This window comes from Streptomyces sp. NPDC090088, from assembly GCF_044747345.1.
Classification (GTDB): Bacteria; Actinomycetota; Actinomycetes; order Streptomycetales; family Streptomycetaceae; genus Streptomyces.
In genome coordinates, this window is sequence record NZ_JBIVDZ010000007.1 from 199,588 (window position 1) to 218,867 (window position 19,280).

At 71.1% G+C, this 19,280-nt stretch carries 18 protein-coding genes; 7 read left to right on the forward strand and 11 right to left on the reverse strand.

What is annotated here, in order from left to right:
* Positions 1-53: 53 nt before the first annotated feature.
* The 8 genes from ACIPSJ_RS31865 to ACIPSJ_RS31900 all read right to left on the reverse strand — a co-directional run bounded on the left by ACIPSJ_RS31865 (position 54) and on the right by ACIPSJ_RS31900 (position 7,415).
* Positions 54-845, reverse strand: coding sequence for an SDR family NAD(P)-dependent oxidoreductase (locus tag ACIPSJ_RS31865; protein ID WP_401351123.1), 792 nt, complete (start codon positions 843-845; stop codon positions 54-56).
* A 49-nt stretch (positions 846-894) separates the two neighbouring features.
* Positions 895-2,013, reverse strand: coding sequence for a 4-carboxymuconolactone decarboxylase (gene pcaC, locus ACIPSJ_RS31870; RefSeq protein ID WP_401351125.1), 1,119 nt, complete (start codon positions 2,011-2,013; stop codon positions 895-897).
* Positions 2,010-3,350 carry a 3-carboxy-cis,cis-muconate cycloisomerase gene (pcaB, locus tag ACIPSJ_RS31875; RefSeq protein WP_401351126.1) on the reverse strand — a complete coding sequence of 447 codons (1,341 nt, stop codon included), beginning with the start codon at positions 3,348-3,350 and terminating at the stop codon, positions 2,010-2,012. The genes pcaC and pcaB overlap by 4 nt, the downstream gene beginning before the upstream one ends.
* Positions 3,347-3,949: a protocatechuate 3,4-dioxygenase subunit alpha gene (pcaG, locus tag ACIPSJ_RS31880; protein ID WP_401351128.1), complete on the reverse strand. Its 603-nt coding sequence runs from the start codon at positions 3,947-3,949 to the stop codon at positions 3,347-3,349. Before pcaG ends, pcaB begins: the two co-directional genes overlap by 4 nt.
* 6 nt (positions 3,950-3,955) lie before the next feature.
* Positions 3,956-4,729, reverse strand: a complete 774-nt coding sequence (pcaH, locus tag ACIPSJ_RS31885) for a protocatechuate 3,4-dioxygenase subunit beta (RefSeq protein WP_355720577.1) — start codon at positions 4,727-4,729, stop codon at positions 3,956-3,958.
* Positions 4,730-4,816: 87 nt separating this feature from the next.
* Entirely contained in the window at positions 4,817-6,019 is a 1,203-nt protein-coding gene (locus ACIPSJ_RS31890; protein WP_401351130.1) for a thiolase family protein, read from the reverse strand.
* The gene (locus ACIPSJ_RS31895) at positions 6,016-6,660 is read right to left on the reverse strand and encodes a CoA transferase subunit B (RefSeq protein ID WP_359213715.1); all 645 of its coding nucleotides are present in this window, start codon (positions 6,658-6,660) and stop codon (positions 6,016-6,018) included. Before ACIPSJ_RS31895 ends, ACIPSJ_RS31890 begins: the two co-directional genes overlap by 4 nt.
* Complete coding sequence (locus ACIPSJ_RS31900) at positions 6,660-7,415, reverse strand: CoA transferase subunit A (protein ID WP_359213712.1); 756 nt, start codon at positions 7,413-7,415, stop codon at positions 6,660-6,662. Before ACIPSJ_RS31900 ends, ACIPSJ_RS31895 begins: the two co-directional genes overlap by 1 nt.
* Positions 7,416-7,599: 184 nt before the next feature.
* Here ACIPSJ_RS31900 and ACIPSJ_RS31905 point away from each other — a divergent pair, with 184 nt between their 5' ends.
* Positions 7,600-8,061: a MarR family transcriptional regulator gene (locus ACIPSJ_RS31905; protein ID WP_359213709.1), complete on the forward strand. Its 462-nt coding sequence runs from the start codon at positions 7,600-7,602 to the stop codon at positions 8,059-8,061.
* Here the strand turns inward: ACIPSJ_RS31905 and ACIPSJ_RS31910 are convergent.
* From ACIPSJ_RS31910 to ACIPSJ_RS31920, 3 genes are all read right to left on the reverse strand, one after another.
* Positions 8,045-8,785, reverse strand: a complete 741-nt coding sequence (locus tag ACIPSJ_RS31910) for a class I SAM-dependent methyltransferase (protein WP_401351133.1) — start codon at positions 8,783-8,785, stop codon at positions 8,045-8,047. The genes ACIPSJ_RS31905 and ACIPSJ_RS31910 overlap by 17 nt on opposite strands.
* A gap of 55 nt (positions 8,786-8,840) precedes the next feature.
* Positions 8,841-9,818: a DUF3048 domain-containing protein gene (locus tag ACIPSJ_RS31915; RefSeq protein WP_359213704.1), complete on the reverse strand. Its 978-nt coding sequence runs from the start codon at positions 9,816-9,818 to the stop codon at positions 8,841-8,843.
* Positions 9,819-9,929: 111 nt separating this feature from the next.
* Positions 9,930-10,994, reverse strand: coding sequence for an ATP-dependent DNA ligase (locus tag ACIPSJ_RS31920; RefSeq protein WP_401351135.1), 1,065 nt, complete (start codon positions 10,992-10,994; stop codon positions 9,930-9,932).
* 588 nt (positions 10,995-11,582) lie between these two features.
* Between ACIPSJ_RS31920 and ACIPSJ_RS31925 the strand changes: the two genes are divergently transcribed.
* The 6 genes from ACIPSJ_RS31925 (at position 11,583) to ACIPSJ_RS31950 (ending at position 19,105) form a co-directional block, all read left to right on the forward strand.
* On the forward strand, positions 11,583-12,764 hold the full coding sequence (locus ACIPSJ_RS31925) for an ROK family transcriptional regulator (RefSeq protein WP_359214102.1): 1,182 nt from the start codon (positions 11,583-11,585) through the stop codon (positions 12,762-12,764).
* 292 nt (positions 12,765-13,056) lie between these two features.
* Positions 13,057-14,580: a sugar ABC transporter ATP-binding protein gene (locus tag ACIPSJ_RS31930; protein WP_401351552.1), complete on the forward strand. Its 1,524-nt coding sequence runs from the start codon at positions 13,057-13,059 to the stop codon at positions 14,578-14,580.
* Positions 14,577-15,614 (forward strand): ABC transporter permease, encoded by a 1,038-nt coding sequence (locus ACIPSJ_RS31935; RefSeq protein WP_359213698.1) that lies wholly within the window; start codon positions 14,577-14,579, stop codon positions 15,612-15,614. The genes ACIPSJ_RS31930 and ACIPSJ_RS31935 overlap by 4 nt, the downstream gene beginning before the upstream one ends.
* Positions 15,615-15,732: 118 nt before the next feature.
* On the forward strand, positions 15,733-16,779 hold the full coding sequence (locus ACIPSJ_RS31940) for a substrate-binding domain-containing protein (protein ID WP_359213695.1): 1,047 nt from the start codon (positions 15,733-15,735) through the stop codon (positions 16,777-16,779).
* A 66-nt stretch (positions 16,780-16,845) separates the two neighbouring features.
* Positions 16,846-18,060, forward strand: coding sequence for a Gfo/Idh/MocA family protein (locus ACIPSJ_RS31945; protein WP_401351138.1), 1,215 nt, complete (start codon positions 16,846-16,848; stop codon positions 18,058-18,060).
* Positions 18,061-18,097: 37 nt separating this feature from the next.
* The gene (locus tag ACIPSJ_RS31950; RefSeq protein ID WP_401351139.1) at positions 18,098-19,105 is read left to right on the forward strand and encodes a sugar phosphate isomerase/epimerase family protein; all 1,008 of its coding nucleotides are present in this window, start codon (positions 18,098-18,100) and stop codon (positions 19,103-19,105) included.
* Positions 19,106-19,280: the final 175 nt, after the last annotated feature.

The following is a 19,280-nucleotide window of genomic DNA, read 5'->3' on the forward strand; positions in this document are numbered from 1 at the left end:
GCCCACGCGGCGGAGCCGCACATTGATACAGCCCCGCGCCCCTTCGGGGCGCGCTACAGGGCGAGGAGTTGATCGGTTACCGCTGAGAGGCGTTTCTGTACCTCTCGGTCGTACGTTGCTTCGTGGGCCCGGGCCGGGCTCGTGCCGTCGAAGTAGCCGCCCGTTCCCAAGTCCTGGGTGGCCAGGGCCAGTACGCCAGGGGCGCCGTCGGCCACCGTGCTCCAGGGGGCTACGCCGCCCTCCCTCACCATAGCCGTGTCCATGAAAGTGGCGGGATGCAGGACGTTCACGGCCACGCCCGTGCCCGCCAGCTCCTCCGCCAGGGTGAACGTATGGGCCGCGAGGGCGAACTTGGCTCGGCAGTACGCGGCGAAACCCTGGTAGCCGCGGGTGAACTCGGGGTCGTCGAAGTCGAGGGGTTCCTGGCCGGCCGAGCCGACGTTGACGATGCGGGCGGGGGCGTCGGCGCGCAGGACCGGGAGGAGGGCGCGGGTCAGGGCGACCGGGGCCAGGTAGTTGACGGCGAGCCGGAGTTCGTGGCCGTCGGCGCTCAACTCGCGGCCCGAGCCGGGCGTACCGGCGCCCACGCCCGCGTTGTTGATCAGCACGTCCAGGTCGGGATGCGCGTCGGCGACATGCGCGGCCAGCTCGCGGACCTGCGCCAGCGAGGCCAGGTCCGCGACGAACGCCTCGGCGTCGCCCTCGGTGCGCAGCTCCTCGACCAGCCGCTCGGTACGGTCGGGGTCGCGGCCGTGTGCGAGGACGACATGGCCCGAGCGGACCAGTTCGAAGGCGACGTACCGGCCGAGCCCGGAGGTGGCACCCGTGATCAGGATGGTCGACATGCCCCCACCGTAGGCACAGCGCCCCCTCCTGTGCCTGTCCCCGGCAGTGTCACCCTTCCTCCTCCGCCAGCACCCGCTGCGCCGTCGCGAACGCCGAGTTGGCGGCGGGCACCCCGCAGTACACGGCCGTCTGCAGCAGCACCGCGCCGATCTCCTCCGGCGTGAGGCCGTTGCGCCGGGCCGCCCGCACATGCATGGCCAGCTCGTCGTAGTGGCCGTGGGCGACCAGCGCGGTCAGGGTGATCATGCTGCGTTCGCGGCGGGAGAGCGTGGGGTCGGTCCAGATCTCGCCCCAGGCGTAGCGCGAGATGAAGTCCTGGAAGCGGGCCGTGAAAGGCGTCTGGCGGGCCTGCGCCCGGTCGACGTGGGCGTCGCCCAGCACTTCGCGGCGGACCGCCATGCCTCGCCTGGCGCCCCCGTCCAGGTGGGAGCGGAGCGCGGTGAGAACGGCTTCCGGGCACTGCGCGGGCGCCAGGTGGGAGGCGTTCGGCAGCTCCACGAGCGTCGACGCGGGCACCGCGTCCGCGATCTCCCGCAGATGCGGCGGCGGGGTCGCCGGGTCCTGCCGGCCCGCGATCAGCAGGGTGCGTACGGCGATCTCGCCGAGCCGGTCGCGCAGGTCGAAGGCGGCCAGCGCGTCGCAGCAGGCGGCGTACGCCTCCGGATCCACCGTCCGCTGGTCCTCGACCAGCCGCGGCACGCTGAAACCGGGCGTGAACCAGCGGGTGCCCGCGTTCTCCGCCAGCCACTCCACGCCCTCCCGGCGCACCCGCTCGGCCCGCTCCTCCCAGGGCCTGGACCCGTTGAAGTGGGCCGAGGAGCAGATCACGGCCAGACTGTCGAGCCGGTCCGGGTGGTGGACGGCCAGGTGCAGTCCCACGGCCCCGCCCAGCGAGACACCCGCATAGGCGAACCGGTCGATGCCGAGCGAGTCGGCCAGCGCGAGCACCAGGTCGGCGAGGGAACCGACCGTCGCGCCCGCCTTGAGCGGACCGGGCGCCGAACCGCCGTGCCCGGGCAGGTTCCAGCGCACCACCCGATGGCCGATCGACAGCTCGGGCGCCACCGCGTCCCACAGGGCGTACGAGGTGCCGAGCGACGGCCCGAGGAGGAGAGGGGAGGCGGAAGTCGGTCCCTCGGCACGGTGATCGAGCAGTTCACTTGTCAACGTCGCTCCAGCGCACGGTCGGTGAGGGCACCGGCGGAGCCGGTGTAGCGGGCGGGGTCGGTGAGGTCGTCGAGGTCGACGTCCTTCAACCCGGGTTCCTCGGCGAGGAGTTCACCGAGTGTGCGGTGCTCGCTGTGGGTGCGGCGGGCGAGCTCGGTGAGCAGCTCCTTCGCCCGGGCCCGGCCGAGCACGGGGGCCAGCTCGGCGGCGAGCCGCTCCGAGACGATCAGTCCGCCGGTGAGACCGAGGTGCCGGCGCATCGCCTCCGGGTGCACCCGCAGCCCCTCCGCCAGTTCCGCCGCGTCCCGGGCCGCGCCCCCGACCGTCCGCAGCAGGTCCCGCAACGGCTCCCACTCGGCGTGCCAGGCACCGGCCGGCCGCTCGTCCTCCGCGACCAGCGACCCGTACAGGACGGCCGCGAGCTGGGGGGCCCGCCGGGCCGCGGCCGCGACCAGCGTGGACCGCACCGGGTTCGCCTTGTGCGGCATCGCCGACGAACCGCCCCCGCTGCCCTCGGCGACCTCGCCGATCTCGGTACGGGACAGGGTCAGCACGTCCACCGCGACCTTGCCGAGGGCGCCGGCCGTGAAGGCGAGGCACCCGGCGAGATCGGCGACCGGCGTGCGCAGGGTGTGCCAGGGCAGGAGCGGGGCGGCCAGGCCGAGTTCACCGGCGTAGGCCTCGGGGAGCGCCGTGGGGTCCGTGCCGCCGTACGCTCCGAAGGCGGCCAACGTGCCTGCCGCGCCCGCGAGTTGCACGGGCAGCGACGCGCGCACCCGGGCCGTCCGGTCCCGGGCGTCCAGGACCAGCGAACGCCAGCCGGCCGCCTTCAGCCCGAACGTCGTCGGTACGGCGTGCTGGGTGAGCGTGCGTCCCGGCATCGGCGTGTCGCGATGCTCGGCGGCCAGCCGGGCCAGCCCTCGTGCGGTGCGATCGAGGTCGGCGATCACCAGGTCCAGGGTGCGGGCGGCGACCAGCATCGCCGCCGTGTCCATGATGTCCTGGCTGGTCGCACCCCGGTGGACGTACGGCCCGTACTCCGCGCCGACCGCCTTCGTCAGATCGGCGACCAGCGGAATGACCGGGTTGCCGCCCGCGCGGGCGCGCTCGGCGAGGGCACCGACGTCGAAGCGGCCGGGGTCGGCCGCCTCGCCCACGGCCGTGGCGGCCGCGTCCGGGGCCAGCCCGAGAGCCGCCTGGGCACGGGTGAGGGCCGCCTCCGCGTCGAGCAGCGCCCGCAGATAGGCGCCGTCGCTCGTCGCGGTCGCGGCGGCGGAACCGGACCACCCGGGACCGAGCAGCCCGGCGTCACCGCCGCCGTACGTAGCTGGTGTCACTGGAACTCCAGGAAGACCGTCTCGCCCTCGCCCTGAAGGCGGATGTCGAAACGGTAGGTCCCCCGGCCCTCGTCGGCGGCGATCAGCGTGTCGCGCCGCTCGCCCACCCGGGTGAGCAGCGGGTCGGCGGCGAGCGCCGCGTCGTCGCCCGGCAGGTAGATCCGCGTGAACAGGTGCACCAGCAGCCCGCGCGCGAACACGCACACGCTGATGTACGGCGCCCCGGCGCCCCGGGCGCCGGGCCGCAGCGTCCGCGCGTACCAGTGCCCGTCGGCGTCCGTCTGGATCCGGCCCCAGCCGGTGAACTCCACACCGTTGCGGCCGAGGTGGTCACCGGTCGCCGGATCGCGGCGCATCGAACCGTCGGTCGTGGGGAGGTTCCCGTCGGGGTCGGCGCCCCACAGCTCCACGAGCGCGTCCGGCAGCGGGTCGCCCTCGCCGTCCGTGACGTACCCGTGGACCGTGACCGTGTCCGGATGCCCGAGGGGCGCGATCTCCTCGCCGCCGCGGAACGGCAGCGCGTAGCCGTAGAACGGGCCGACCGTGTGCGACGGGGTGGGCAGCACGCTCTCCGGGCTGCTCGTGTCGATCTTCGTCATGGCAGGTCAGCGTCCTTCTTCGATCCAGGTGGCGTTCGGGCCGTCCAGCACGATGTCCCAGTGGTAGCCCATGGAGAACTCGGGCACGGACAGGCTGTGGTCGTACGTCGCGACCAGCCGCTGCCGGGCCGCGTCGTCCGTCACCGACTGGATGATCGGGTCGTACGGGAACAGCGGGTCGCTCGGGAAGTACATCTGTGTCACCAGCCGCTGCGTGAACGCCGTACCGAACATCGAGAAGTGGATGTGGGCCGGGCGCCAGGCGTTGACGTGGTTGCGCCAGGGGTAGGGGCCCGGCTGGATGGTGGTGAAGCGGTAACCGCCGTCGGCATCGGTGATCGTCCGGCCGACACCCGTGAAGTTCGGGTCCAGCGGGGCGTCGTGCTGCTCGCGCTGGTGGGCGTAGCGGCCCGCCGAGTTGGCCTGCCAGATCTCGACCAGCTGCCCCCGGACCGGCCGCCCGTCCCGGTCCAGCAGCCGCCCGGAGACGGTGATCCGCTCACCCACGGGCTCACCGCTGTGCTGCACGGTCAGGTCATTGTCTATCCCCGTGATGTCCCGCTCCCCGAACGCGGGGGAGTGCAGCTCCACCAGCTCCGGGTCCTTGGCCGTGTCGATGGCGACCAGGGGCTGCTTCGGATGCCGGAGAACGGAGGACCGGTAGGGGGCGTAGTCCCGCCGGGGGTGGTGCTCGACGGGGGCACCCTCGGCGACGCCCTTCTCGTAGGCGGCATGCTCGGCGGCGATTTCGAGGTCGATGTCTGCCTGGGTGAGTGTCATAGAAAGTCCTAGGTGTGAGCGCCCCTTCAGGGGCGCGGGGAACTGCGCGACCAGCCACGACGCAACCCGCAGGTGCGCACGGCCCGTCTACCGTTCAAGAACAAGCGCGAGCCCTTGGCCGACGCCGATGCAAAGGCTGGCGACACCGGTCCCGCTGCCACGTCGCGCCAGCTGATGCGCGACCGTCCCCGCCAGCCGCGCCCCCGACGCACCGAGCGGATGCCCCAACGCGATCGCCCCACCCTGCGGATTGAGCACCGCAGGATCGAACTCCGGCCACTCGGCAACGCATCCGAGCACCTGCGCCGCGAACGCCTCGTTGAGTTCCAGCACATCGAGGTCGGCGAAGGTCTTGCCCGCCTTGGCCAGGGCCCGGTTGACGGCCTCGACCGGGGCGAGCCCGAAGTAGTCGGGGTCCAGCGCGTGCACACCGGTCGCGGACACCCGGGCCAGGGGTTCCCGGCCGAGCGTCCTGAGGCCGTCCTCGTCGGTGAGGAGCAGCGCGGCCGCGCCGTCGTTGAGGGGGGACGCGTTGCCCGCGGTGACCGTGCCGCCCTCCGTGCGGAAGGACGGCTTGAGCTTGGCCATGGCGGCGAGGGAGGCGTCCGGGCGTACGCATTCGTCGGCGGCGAAGGCGACCGGGTCGCCCTTGCGCCGGGGGATGGCGACCGGTGCCAGTTCGGCGTCGAACAGGCCCTGTTCCTGCGCGGCAGCTGCCTTCTGGTGGGAGGCGAGGGCGAACTCGTCCTGCTGCTCCCGGCTGATCTTGTGCTTGTCCGCGATGCGTTCGGCGGACTCTCCGAGGGGGATGGTCCACTGCGGGTCCATCTTCGGGTTGACCATCCGCCAGCCCAGCGTGGTCGAGTACAGCTCGGCGTGCCCGGCGGGGAAGGGCCGGTCGTTCTTCGGCAGGACGTACGGCGCCCGGGTCATGGACTCGACACCGCCGGCTACGGCGATGGAGGCGTCTCCGGCGGCGATCGCGCGGGCGGCCTGGATGACGGCTTCCAGCCCGGAGGCGCACAGCCGGTTGACGGTGACGCCCGGCACGCTGGTGGGCAGGCCCGCGAGCAGGGCGGCCATGCGGCCGACGTTGCGGTTCTCCTCGCCGGCGCCGTTGGCGTTGCCGAAGTAGACGTCCTCGATCCGGGCCGGGTCCAGGGCCGGGGTGCGGGCCAGGAGCCCTCGGATCGCGTGCGCGGCCAGATCATCGGGACGCACCGACGCCAGAGCGCCGTTGTAGCGGCCGATCGGCGTGCGGACCGCATCGACGATGTACACCGTGTTCACAGCAGAGCCTCCGGGACAGTCAGCTTCGCGTCGGTCCGGGCCACGATCTCCTCGACACCCACGCCGGGCGCGGTCTCGACGAGGACGAGTCCCGCGTCGGTCACGTCGATCACGCCGAGATCCGTGATGATCCGGTTCACGCACGCCTTCCCGGTCAGGGGCAGCGCGCACTCGGTGAGGATCTTCGGCGAGCCGTCCTTCGCCGTGTGCGTCATCACCACGATCACCGTGCGGGCGCCGTGGACCAGGTCCATCGCCCCGCCGATCCCGGTGACCAGCTTCCCGGGAACCGCCCAGTTGGCCAGGTCCCCGTTCGCGGAGACCTGCATGGCCCCCAGCACGGCCACGTCGATGTGCCCGCCGCGGATCATGGAGAAGGAGAGCGCCGAGTCGAAGAAGGAGGCCCCGGGAAGGACCGTGACGGTCTCCTTCCCGGCGTTGATCAGGTCCGGGTCGACCGCGTCCTCGGTGGGGTAGGGGCCGGTGCCCAGGATCCCGTTCTCGGATTCGAGGATCACCTCGACACCGGACGGCAGATAGTTCGGGATCAGCGTCGGCAACCCGATCCCCAGATTCACGTACTGCCCGTCCCGCAGTTCACGGGCCGCCCGCGCGGCCATCTCCTGACGCGTCCAGGCCATCAGCTGCTCACCGTCCGCTGCTCGATCTTCTTGTCCGCCGCCTGCTCGGGAGTGAGGGCCACCACCCGCTGCACGAAGATCCCCGGCAGGTGCACCGCGTCCGGATCGATCTCCCCGGGTTCCACCAGCTCCTCCACCTCCGCGATGGTGACCTTGCCGGCCATCGCCGCGAGCGGGTTGAAGTTGCGGGTGGACTTGTTGAAGACCAGATTCCCGTGCCGGTCACCCTTCGCCGCCCGCACCAGCGCGAAATCGGTGCGGATCCCGCGTTCCAGGACGTACTCGGTGCCGTCGAAGTCCCGCACCTCCTTCGCGGGCGAGGCCACAGCCACCCCGCCGGAGCCGTCGTAGCGCCACGGCAGCCCGCCGTCCGCGACCTGCGTCCCGACCCCCGCCGGGGTGTAGAAGGCCGGGATCCCCGCACCGCCGGCCCGCAGCCGCTCCGCCAGCGTCCCCTGCGGGATCAGCTCCAGCTCCAGCTCACCCGCCAGATACTGCCGCGCGAACTCCTTGTTCCCCCCGATGTACGACCCCGTCACCCGGGTGATCCGTCCTGCGGTGAGCAGCACGGCAAGCCCCGTGTCCATCGCCCCGCAGTTGTTCGAGACCACCGCCAGGCCACCCACCCCCCGCTGGTACAGCGCCTCGATCAACACGCCCGGGACACCGCTCAGCCCGAACCCGCCCACCGCCAGCGACGCGCCCTCCGGCACATCGGCCACCGCTTCCGCGGCCGTGGCGACCACCTTGTCCATCCGTGCAGCCTCATCTCTCAGCGAATTAATCAGGGCACTGAGTATTTCAGCGAGATGTCTGCCACGCTGCCACTGGTGTCGCCACCCGTCAAGACCTCGGGTGATGGCAGACGGGTGTACAGACAGGATGGGTGACTGCGGGTATCGTTCAGTGCACCAACGAATTCGGACCATGGGAGGGCATATGGCGGCGGTGGACCTCACCACCCACCCCGGGCACCTGGCCCGGCGGCTTCAGCAGGCCCACTACCTGCTGTGGAACACGATGGTCTCGGAGGAGATCACCTCGCCGCAGTTCGCCGTCCTGAACGCGCTCGTCGCCGAGCCGGGGCTGGACCAGCGCACCGTGGGGGAGAGGGTGGGCCTGGACCGGTCGACCATCGCGGAGGTCATCAGCCGGCTCGGCCGGCGCGGACTCGTCGACAAGGTGCGCGACCCGCAGGACGGCCGCCGTTCGCTGCTGCGTCTCACCGACGACGGGCTGCGCACCCATCGCAAGCTCACCGTGCGCACCGCCCGGATGAACCAGGTCTTCCTGGCCCCGCTCTCGGCCGAGGAGCAGAGCCAGTTCTTCGATCTGATCCGCCGGGTCGCGGACGCGGCGGAGGGACTGCGCAATCCGGCGGAACTTACGGTTTCTGGGTGACCCAGAGCAGTTCCGCCGGCCAGCGGTGTGCCCAGTCGGGTGGGTCGGTTTCGTTGTAGCCGTTGGGTGTTCCGGGTTCGGGCCGCGGCTCGATGAGGTCGTCGATGACGAGACCCGCGCCGCGCAGCACCTTGACCCAGTCGCCGTAGGTGAGCTGATAGCTGGTCGCGCCGTCGACTTCGGCGATGGTGTTCAGCCCGAAGTAGTCCTGCCGCAGCGTCGTGGTGACGCGGCCCGCGGCTTCGTCGTAGCAGGCTTCGAACCAGGGGCTGGCGACGTTGAACACCAGGCGCCCGCCTCGGCGCAGGACGCGTGCGGCCTGCGGGACGGCCAGGTGCGGGGGCGCCCAGCTGAGCCCGCCGAAGTCGCAGAAGACCAGGTCGAAGCTGTCGGCGGCGAAGGGGAGTCGCTCGGCGGCGCCTTGCACCAGCGGGTAGCGGACCGCTCCCATCGCGTGGGCCGCTGCGGCGAGCTGGGCCTCGGACAGGTCGAGCCCGACCACGGTGGCGCCCTCGGCGGCGAGCGCCCTGGACCACTGGCCGGCGCCGCAGCCGAGTTCGAGGACGCGCTTGCCGGTGACGTCGCCCAAGGCGTGCAGGTGCGCGTCGGGGATGGAGTACATGCCCCACAGCCGGGGCGCGGCGCCGATCTGCGGGTCGTGCTCGTGCTGGTAGGCGCTGCTGATCCGGTTCCAGAGCCGCCGGTTGGCGGGGATGCTGTCCACGTGCCGACTCCAGCACTGCCCGCCGAGGGCGGTCAACAGGATTAGGGCACGAGCCCTAGGCCTTCGCGAACACCACCCACACCTGGCCGGCGGCGAAGTCCACCGGACTGCCGTCCGCGCCGGTGAACGTCGTACCGTCCGTGGCAGCCGGCCGTGACCACGTGGTCTCGAACGACCGGCCGTCCCGCAGCACTTCGGCCTTCCCCGTTCCCACGGTCTCGGTGTACGGCGTGTAGTTGCCGAGCACGTCGTGATACGTGGACGGGGTCACCCGCACGTACTGCACCACGACCGTGGCGGCGGCCAGCCGCGTTCCGGCCGTGGTCCGGGCCGGGGTGCCGTCCATCGACACCAGCCAGCGGTGCCGGTCGGCGGACCAGGTGAAGGTGAAGCGGGCCGCCGGGTAGCGCACCGTGCGCGCGGCCGTGACCGTGCCGCCGGCCGGGGCCGGGCCGTAGTGGAAGCCGGTGGTGAGCGCCGCTCGGCCGGGGGTCTCGGGCAGAAGCTCGGCAGGCCGGAGGTAGAGGTTGTGCGGCGCGGGGTGGTCCGTGCCGCGGTAGAAGGCGGCGGACTTCCGGCCGGGTGTCTCGGGGAGCAGGGGAGCCTTGTCGATCAGGGGCAGCAGTCTGCGCTGGGCTCCGGAGAAGGCGAGGGTCGGGTGGTCGAACTGGCGCAGCAGCTCCAGGTCGGACTCGCGGGCGCTGCGCACCGGGCCGACGACCTTGGGCAGCTTGGTGGCGTACACCGCCATCAGCCGGCTGAGGCCGCCCTCCACCTGCTCCGCGTACACCACGTCCGCCGAGTCCAGTCCGGTCTGGGGGCGGGCCGCGGAGACGTTGTCGATCTTCACGGCCAGGACGGAGCCGGCGGCGCTCGGCTCGCTCGGCGCCGGGGTGGTACCGCGGGGCGCGGGTGCGCGGTTGTCGTCGGTCGTGCCGTGGCGGGTGCAGCCCGCTGTGAGAGAGGCCGTCAGGACGGCCGCCGTGAGTGCCGCCGTGAGCGCCGTCCGGCGCGTCGGCGCCCTGTGTCGCATGCCCACCGTTCCCCCCGTTCGTCCCCTTGATTGTGGGCTCATCGGTTCATCGGTGGCCATACCCGGTCGAATTCGATCGCGCCCAGGGGTGGGCGGGGGCGGGGACGGGTGCTACGACCCGAGGATCTCCGTGAGGTCGTACCGCACCGGTTCGTCCAGCTGGGCGTAGGTGCAGCTCTCCGGTGTGCGGTCCGGGCGCCAGCGGCGGAAGCGGGCCGTGTGCCGGAAGCGGGCGCCGTTCTCCATGTGGTCGTACGCCACCTCGGCCACCCGCTCCGGCCGCAGCGGCACCCAGGACAGGTCCTTCTTGCCCGACCAGCGGCTCGGCGCGCCGGGCAGCCGGGCCGACTCATGGGCGGCCTCCTCCGTCCAGGCCGCCCACGGGTGCCCGGAGGCGTCCGCCATGCGCAGCGGCTCCAGCTCCTCGATCAGCTCGGCGCGCCGCTTCATGGGGAACGCGGCGGAGACGCCCACATGCTGGAGGGCGCCCCGGTCGTCGTACAGGCCCAGGAGCAGCGAGCCCACCACCGGGCCGCTCTTGTGCAGGCGGTAGCCCGCCACCACGACATCGGCCGTCCGCTCGTGCTTGACCTTGAACATGGCCCGCTCGTCGGGGAGGTAGCGCAGCGTGAGGGGCTTGGCGACGACCCCGTCGAGACCGGCCCCCTCGTACTGGTCGAACCACTGTCGGGCCACCTCCACATCGGTCGTCGCGGGCGCCAGATGCACCGGTGGGGTCGCGTCGGCCAGCGCCCGGGCGAGCAGCGCGCGGCGGTCGGTCAGCGGGACGTCGAGGAGGGACTCGTCGTGCAGCGCAAGCAGGTCGAAGGCGACGAAGGAGGCGGGCGTGCGTTCCGCGAGCGTGCGGACCCGGGAGTCCGCCGGATGGATCCGCTCGGTCAGCGCGTCGAAGTCCAGCCGGCCCTCCCGCGCGATCACGATCTCCCCGTCCAGCACGCACCGCTCGGGCACCCGCTCCTTCAGCGCCGCCACCAGCTCGGGAAAGTACCTGGTCAACGGCTTCCCGGTGCGGCTGCCGAGCTCCACCTCGGCGCCGTCCCGGAACACGATCGCGCGGAAGCCGTCCCACTTCGCCTCGTACTGCATGTCCGGCGGGATCGTCGCCACCGACTTGGCGAGCATCGGCTTCACGGGTGGCATCACCGGCAGATCCATGCTCCAAGTTTACTGGCCGACTTTCAGGGTCCACGGGATTCCGCTGAGTCCAATCCGTCCAGGTCAGCGGCGTACGGTCCACCTCTTCGCACTGACTGTGTGAGAGATCCGTGAGACGGCGGACCTGCCATGAGCGCTACTGCGAACACCGACTCCGAGCCCGCGCAGGAGCCGTCGCCCTCGCCGGCGATGTCGCCGTCCATCCAGTGACGCGTCCCGCTCGCCGGCCCGGGGAACCTGACCGGCCACAGCATGGGCCGCCGTCGAACACCCCTTTCCCGCCCTACTGCGGCGGTACGGATGATCACCAAGCCAGGCGTACTCCGTCCTCGGCCACCCCGACCGTGTGTTCGTGCCTCAAGAACGCACGTCGATCGGTTCCGGCCGGCGCCGGCGGCGCTGTGGCTCCGAAGGGAGTTCCACCCAGACTTTGTCCTCCGGGTGGAAAAAGTCGGATCCGTTTCGCTCCTAAGTTCTTCACGGTTTGGCAAATCGCTGCTACGTTCCTTCCTGAAGCCAGAGGACTTTGCCGACGCAGACAGAGGCCTGGGCCCCAGCCTGGGACGAGGGGAGGGGTTCGTGAGACGCATGACTGCTCGACCTGAGAACACGCATCAGGCGCGGCTGCTTCGCCTGCTGCGTGACGGCGGGTCCAACTCCCGTGCCCAACTGGGTGACCTGGTGGATCTGTCGCGTTCGAAGCTGGCTGTCGAGGTGGACCGGCTGCTGGAGACGGGGCTGGTTGTCGCGGACGGGTTTGCCCCCTCACGGGGCGGGCGACGCTCGCACAACATCAGGCTCGCGCCGACGCTGCGTTTCCTCGGTGTCGACATCGGTGCCACGTCGATCGATGTGGCCGTGACGAACGCGGAGTTGGAGGTCCTGGGGCACCTGAACCATCCGATGGACGTCCGTGAAGGGCCGGTGGCGGTCTTCGAGCAAGTGCTGTCGATGGCGGCCAAGCTCAAAGCATCCGGTGTCGTGGAGGGTTTCGACGGCGCCGGCATCGGGGTCCCGGGGCCGGTCCGCTTTCCGGAAGGTGTGCCGGTCGCGCCTCCGATCATGCCGGGGTGGGACGGCTTCCCGGTGCGGGAGGCGCTCAGCCAGGAACTCGGCTGTCCGGTCATGGTCGACAACGACGTGAACCTGATGGCCGTGGGGGAGCAGCACGCGGGCGTGGCACGTTCCGCGCGTGACTTCCTGTGCATCAAGATCGGCACCGGCATCGGCTGCGGGATCGTGGTCGGTGGCGAGGTCTACCGGGGGACGACGGGCAGCGCCGGAGACATCGGGCACATTCCGGTGGAACCGGGAGGCCGTGCTTGTGCGTGCGGCAACCGAGGCTGTCTGGAGGCGCATTTCAGCGGTGCCGCGCTGGCCGGTGACGCGGAGGAGGCCGCGCGAGCGGGCCGGTCGCCGGAGCTTGCCGCCCGGCTGGAGGCGGCCGGGCGGCTGACCGCCGCGGACGTGTCGGCAGCCGCCGTGGCGGGCGACCCGGTGGCTCTCGAACTGATCAGGGAGGGCGGGAAGCGCCTGGGCCAGGTCATCGCCGGACTGGTCAGTTTCTTCAACCCCGGCCTGGTGGTGATCGGCGGTGGTGTGACCGGGCTCGGCCACACGCTGCTCGCCAGTGTCCGGACCCAGGTGTACCAGCAGTCCTTGCCGCTTGCCACCCGCAACCTGCCCATCGTGCTGGGCGAGTTGGGGCCGAACGCCGGAGTCATCGGCGCGGCCCGGCTCATCAGCGATCACGTCTTCTCGCCTGCCTGACCGGATACAGATCATCCCGAATGCCACCGCGATCCGATGGCATCGCCGCAATCCCATGGCATGGCCGCAATCCCGGGCCGCCACCTCAACCCCCTAGCGCGCTGTACCACTCCATGACGCTTCGGTGACCTGGTCCGGCCACCGCGCCGACCGCATGGCCGTCAGGCCCTCTCCGGCACCACCCGTACGCCCCGGCACGCACGACGCCTGGGGCTCCCTGGAGCTGCCCGCACACCCGAACTCCCTGTTCAGCCTGCCCACTCACGGCCCGCATCCGCCGAGGGGATTCTTCATGGCACCACTACCACCCCTGCTCACCATGTCCGGCATCACCAAGTCCTTCCCGGGCGTCCGCGCCCTGGACGGTGTGGACCTCGACGTCCAGGCCGGCGAAGTCCATTGCCTCCTCGGCCAGAACGGCGCCGGCAAGTCCACCCTGATCAAAGTGCTCGCCGGAGCCCACCAGCCCGACGGCGGTGAGATCACCTGGCAGGGCGAGCCCGTGACCCTGGGATCGCCGATCGCCGCCATGCGTCTCGGCATCGCCACCATCTACCAGGAACTCGACCTGATCGAGGGGCTGTCCGTCGCGGAGAACGTCTTCCTCGGACACGAACCGACCTCCGCCGGGTTCGTCGTGCGCGGCTCGGCCGCCCGCACGGCGACCGCGGAACTCCTGAAGCGCCTCGGGCACGCGGAGATCGATCCCGCACGGCTCGTCGGTGAACTGTCCGCGGCGCAGCAGCAGATCGTCTCGATGGCCCGCGCACTCTCCCACGACGTGCGGCTGATCGTGATGGACGAGCCGTCGGCGGCCCTCGACCCCGAAGAGGTGGACAACCTGTTCAGGATCGTGGGCGACCTGACGGCCGAGGGTGTCGCCGTCATCTACATCTCCCACCGCCTGGAGGAGATCCGGCGCATCGGAGACCGGGTAACGGTTCTGAAGGAGGGCCGGTCGGTCGCCGACGGTCTGCCCGCCAAGTCGACTCCGACCCATGAGGTCGTGGCCCTGATGACCGGGCGGAATGTGGAGTACGTCTTTCCCGAGCGGCCCGAGGCCGGGTTCGCCGAGGGGAGGGAGCCGGTACTGAGGGTGGAAGGACTCACCCGGCGAAGGGAGTTCGCGCCCGTCGATCTGGAACTGCGGCCCGGTGAGATCGTCGGCCTGGCCGGACTCGTCGGCTCCGGGCGCAGCGAGATCCTGGAGACGGTCTACGGGGCGCGCAAGCCCGACGGCGGTCGTGTCCTCGTCGACGGCACGCCGCTGCGTCCCGGCAGCGTCCGGGCCGCCGTGCGGGCCGGCATCGGCCTCGCGCCCGAGGAACGCAAGGCCCAGGGCCTGCTCATGCTGGAGTCCGTCAGCAGCAACGTCTCGATCTCCACCCTGTCCCGGTTCGCCCGCGCGGGCTGGCTCGACGGGCGTACCGAGCGAGCAGCGGCGCACCAGGCGGTCCGGGAGCTGTCCTTGCGGCCCGACAATCCCGATGCCGCGATCAGGACGCTGTCCGGCGGCAACCAGCAGAAGGCGGTGCTCGCACGCTGGCTGTTGCGCGGCTGCAAGGTGCTGCTGCTGGACGAGCCCACCCGGGGTGTCGACATCGGTGCCCGGGCGGAGCTCTACACGGTGATCCGCCGCCTGGCCGACGAGGGTCTGGCCGTACTGCTCGTGTCCAGCGAGGTGCCCGAAGTCCTGGGGCTCGCCGACCGGGTGCTGGTGCTCCGTGAAGGCACCGTCGTACACACGGCGGACGCCCGGGAGCTCGACGAGCACCTTGTACTCGATCTTGTGATGGAAGGGAGCCCGACGTCATGACGCAGCCGGCCGCATCGGCACACAAGGACGCGCCGACGTCCACCGCCAAGGCCGCGGCGGACAAGGAGGGTTCGGGAGCGCGCCGGCCACTGGGCGGGTGGGGGGACGTGCGTACCCTGTCCCTGCTCGGCGTCCTCGCCGTGCTCGTCGCGGTCGGTGGGATCACCGCACCGGACGAGTTCCTGAAGACGAGCAATCTGCAACTCATCCTCACCCAGGCGTCGGTGATCGGCGTCGTCACCGTCGGCATGACGTTCGTCATCACCAGCGGCGGGATCGACCTGTCGGTCGGCGCGATGGTGGCGCTCGCCTCGGTGTGGGCGACGACGGTGGCCACACAGGACTTCGGCTTCGCGGGCATCCTCTTCACCGCTGTGGTCGTCGGCGTGGGCTGCGGTCTCGTGAACGGTCTGCTGATCGCCTACGGCAGGATGGTGCCGTTCATCGCGACGCTGGCCATGCTCGCCTCCGCCCGGGGCCTGGCGCTGCAGATCACGGGCGGCACCACCCAGATCGTGACCGTCGGATCCGTGCTCGATCTCGGTGCCAGGGACTCCTACGTCCTCGGCATCCCGCCCCTGGTCCTGATATTCGCCGCGGTCACCGTCATCGGCTGGCTGCTGCTCAACCGCACCACGTTCGGCCGCCGTACCGTCGCGGTCGGCGGCAACGCGGAAGCGGCACGCCTGGCCGGCATCGACGTCCGCCGCCAGCGTCTGTATCTGTACCTGCTGTCCGGACTGTGCTGCGGAATCGCCGCGTTCATGCTGATCGTGCTCGCCGGGTCGGGCCAGAACACCAACGGCAACCTCTACGAGCTGGACGCCATCGCCGCCGCGATCATCGGCGGCACCCTGCTCAGCGGCGGCCGCGGCACCATCGTCGGCTCCGTCCTCGGAGTGCTGGTCTTCACCACCATCACCAACATCTTCGCCCTGAACAACCTTGAGACCGCTGTCCAGCAGATCGCCAAGGGCGCCATCATCGTCGCCGCCGTCCTGGTCCAGCGCCGCTCGCCGCACGGCGACGCCTGACGCGCCGGCGCCACCCGACGCTCTGCCCCACACCGCCGGACGGCGGCCCCTGACACCGCCGTCCGGCCCCCACAGCCTCCATCCGACACACACCGCCCAGTCGAAGGGTCGATCCGCCATGCCCAGAACCCCCGCCACCAGCCGCAGAGCGCTGCTGTTCGGCACCGCGGCCGTGTCCGCCGGTGCGCTGCTGACGGCCTGTACCAGCAACGACCCCAAGAACAAGGAAGCGGCCGCGGACAACGCCCCGGTCGCGGACGACAAGCCGGGCAAGGCCGTCACCATCGGCTTCGCCGGCCCGCAGGCCGACCACGGCTGGCTCAACGCCATCAACGACAACGCCAAGTCCCGTGCCAAGAAGTACTCCGACGTCACGCTGGAGATCACCGAGGGTTCCAACGACATCGCCCAGCAGATCGGCCAGATCCAGACGCTGATCAACAAGAAGGTCGACGTCCTGGTGATCCTGCCGGCCGACGGCAAGGCACTGACCCAGGTCGGTCTCCAGGCCATGAAGGCCGGCATCCCCGTCGTCAACCTGGACCGCGTCTTCGCCTCCCCGCAGGCGTACCGCTGCTGGATCGGCGGCGACAACTACGGCATGGGGCTCAACGCCGGCCACTACATCGGCGAGCAGCTCAAGGGCAGGAAGAACGCCAAGGTCGTCGAACTCGCCGGCCTCGACAACCTCGAACTGACCCAGCAGCGCACCAAGGGCTTCGACGACGCACTGAAGAACTACCCCAACATCCGCAAGGTGGCCCGCCAGGCGGCCGACTTCACGGTCGAGTCCGGCCAGGCCAAGATGGCGCAACTGTTGCAGGCCCAGCCGCAGTTCGACGCCCTGTGGAACCACGACGACGACCAGGGTGTGGGCGCGCTGCGGGCCATCGACCAGGCCGGCCGCGACGACTTCCTGATGGTCGGCGGCGCGGGGGCCAAGTCCGCGATGGACGCCATCAAGGCCGGAAAGGGTGTGCTCAAGGCGACCGTCCTGTACCCGCCGACGATGGCCGCCTCCGCCATCGACCTGGCCCGGGCGCTCGCCCAGGGCAAGGGCGTCGGCGGCCTCGCCGAGTTCGAGATCCCGTCCTCGGTGACGCTCTACTCGGCCGTGGTCACCAAGGACAACGTCGACCAGTACCTGCCGACCGGCTTCATCTGACCGGCCCGGGCCTGGGGGTCCGCGAACACAGCGACGAGTCAGTGACACTCCGACGAGGAGATCCGTATGGAACAGAGGGACAGTCGGACCGCCCCGCCGGCACTCGGCGTGGGGATGGTCGGCTACGCGTTCATGGGCGCCGCGCACTCACAGGGGTGGCGCACCGTGGGGCACGTGTTCGACCTGCCGCTGCGGCCGGTGCTGGCCGCGATCGCCGGCCGCGACGCGCACGCCGTGCGGGCGGCCGCGGACAAGCACGGCTGGGCCGCGGCGGAGACCGACTGGCGCGCCCTCGTGGCCCGCGACGACGTGCAACTCGTCGACATCTGCACACCGGGCGACAGCCATGCGGAGATCGCGATCGCGGCGCTGGAGGCGGGCAAGCACGTGCTGTGCGAGAAGCCGCTGGCCAATTCGGTCGCCGAGGCCGAGGCCATGGTGACGGCGGCCGAAGCGGCCCGCTCGCGCGGGCAGTTGGCGATGGTGGGCTTCAACTACCGGCGTGTGCCCGCCCTCGCCTACGCCCGCCGGCTCATCGCGGCCGGCAGGCTGGGCACGCTGCGCCACGTCCGGGTCTGCTACCTCCAGGACTGGCTCGTCGACCCCGACTTCCCCCTGACATGGCGGCTGCAACGGGAGTACGCGGGGTCGGGGGCGCTGGGCGACCTCGGCGCGCACATCGTCGACCTCGCCCAGTACCTGGCGGGTGAGCCGCTGGTCGGGGTCTCCGCCCAGATGGAGACCTTCGTCAAGGAACGCCCCCGTCTCGACGGTGTCTCCTCCGGTCTCACGGCTTCCGGCGACCCCCGGCGCGGGCCGGTCACGGTCGACGACGCGGCCGTGTTCACCGGCCGGCTCGCCTCGGGGGCCCTCGCCTCGTTCGAGGCGACCCGGATGGCATCGGGGCGCAAGAACGCCCTGAGCCTGGAGGTGAACGGCGAGTTCGGTTCGCTCGCCTTCGACCTCGAACGCCTCAACGAGCTGTCCTTCCACGACCACCGGGAGCCCGCCGCCACCGCGGGGTTCCGCAGGATCGTCGTCACCGAGCCCGAGCACCCGTACCTGGAGGGCTGGTGGCCGCCGGGCCACGCGCTCGGCTACGAGCACACCTTCGCCCACCAGGCCCGTGATCTGGTGGAGGCCATCGCCTCCGGCACCGATCCGATCCCGTCGTTCGCCGACGGTCTACAGGTGCAGCGGGTGCTCGCCGCGGTGGAGGAGAGCGCGCGGAAGAACTCCGTGTACACCCCTGTCCAGGCCGTCGTGGCCGAAGTCCGGTAGCGATCCGGCACGAACCCCCGCCTCTCTTGGAGCCGCCATGCCCCGCCCGTTCACCCTGTTCACCGGTCAGTGGGCCGACCTGCCCTTGGCGGAGGTCTGCCGGCTGGCCCGCGACTTCGGCTACGACGGCCTCGAACTCGCTTGCTGGGGAGACCATTTCGAGGTCGACAAGGCCCTGACCGATCCGTCCTACCTCGCCGAACGGCACGCCCTGCTCGACAAGTACGGTCTGAAATGCTGGGTGATCTCCCACCATCTCGTCGGCCAGGCCGTCTGCGACAACCCCATCGACGAACGGCACCAGGGCATCCTGCCCGCCCGCATCTGGGGCGACGGGGAGCCGGAGGGCGTACGGCAGCGGGCCGCGGCCGAGATCAAGGACACGGCGCGTGCCGCGGCGGCCTTCGGCGTCGACACGGTCGTCGGATTCACCGGGTCGTCGATCTGGCATCTGGTGGCGATGTTCCCGCCGGTGCCGGAACGGATGATCGAACGCGGCTACGAGGACTTCGCGGAACGCTGGAATCCGGTCCTGGACGTGTTCGACACCGAGGGTGTCCGCTTCGCCCACGAGGTCCATCCGAGCGAGATCGCCTACGACTACTGGACCACCCGACGCGCCCTGGAAGCCGTGGACAACCGGCCGGCCTTCGGGCTCAACTTCGACCCCAGCCACTTCGTCTGGCAGGACCTGGACCCGGTCGGCTTCCTCTACGACTTCCGGGACCGCATCTACCACGTCGACTGCAAGGAGGCCCGCAAGCGTCTGGACGGGCGCAACGGGCGGCTCGGCTCCCACCTGCCGTGGGGCGATCCGCGGCGCGGCTGGGACTTCGTCTCCGCCGGACACGGAGACGTCCCCTGGGAGGACGTCTTCCGGATGCTGCGTTCGATCGGTTACGACGGGCCGGTCTCCGTGGAGTGGGAGGACGCCGGCATGGACCGCCTCACCGGCGCGCCGGAAGCGCTCGCCCATCTGAAGCGGTTCGACTTCGACCCGCCCTCCGCTTCCTTCGACGCCGCGTTCGGAGGCCGCGACAACTAGGGACCTCCGCTCGGGACGATCGCTCCCTGGATCCAGCCGGACGAAGGCCCGGCGCCGGACGGCCGCCGGGCGGGTCCGGGCTGCCCGGACCCCCCTTTGTCCTGCCTCTGGAGAAAGTTCGACTTCTTTCTGCGCAAGGTCTTTCTGCAGGAGACGAACCCGGTTACGGTCCCGT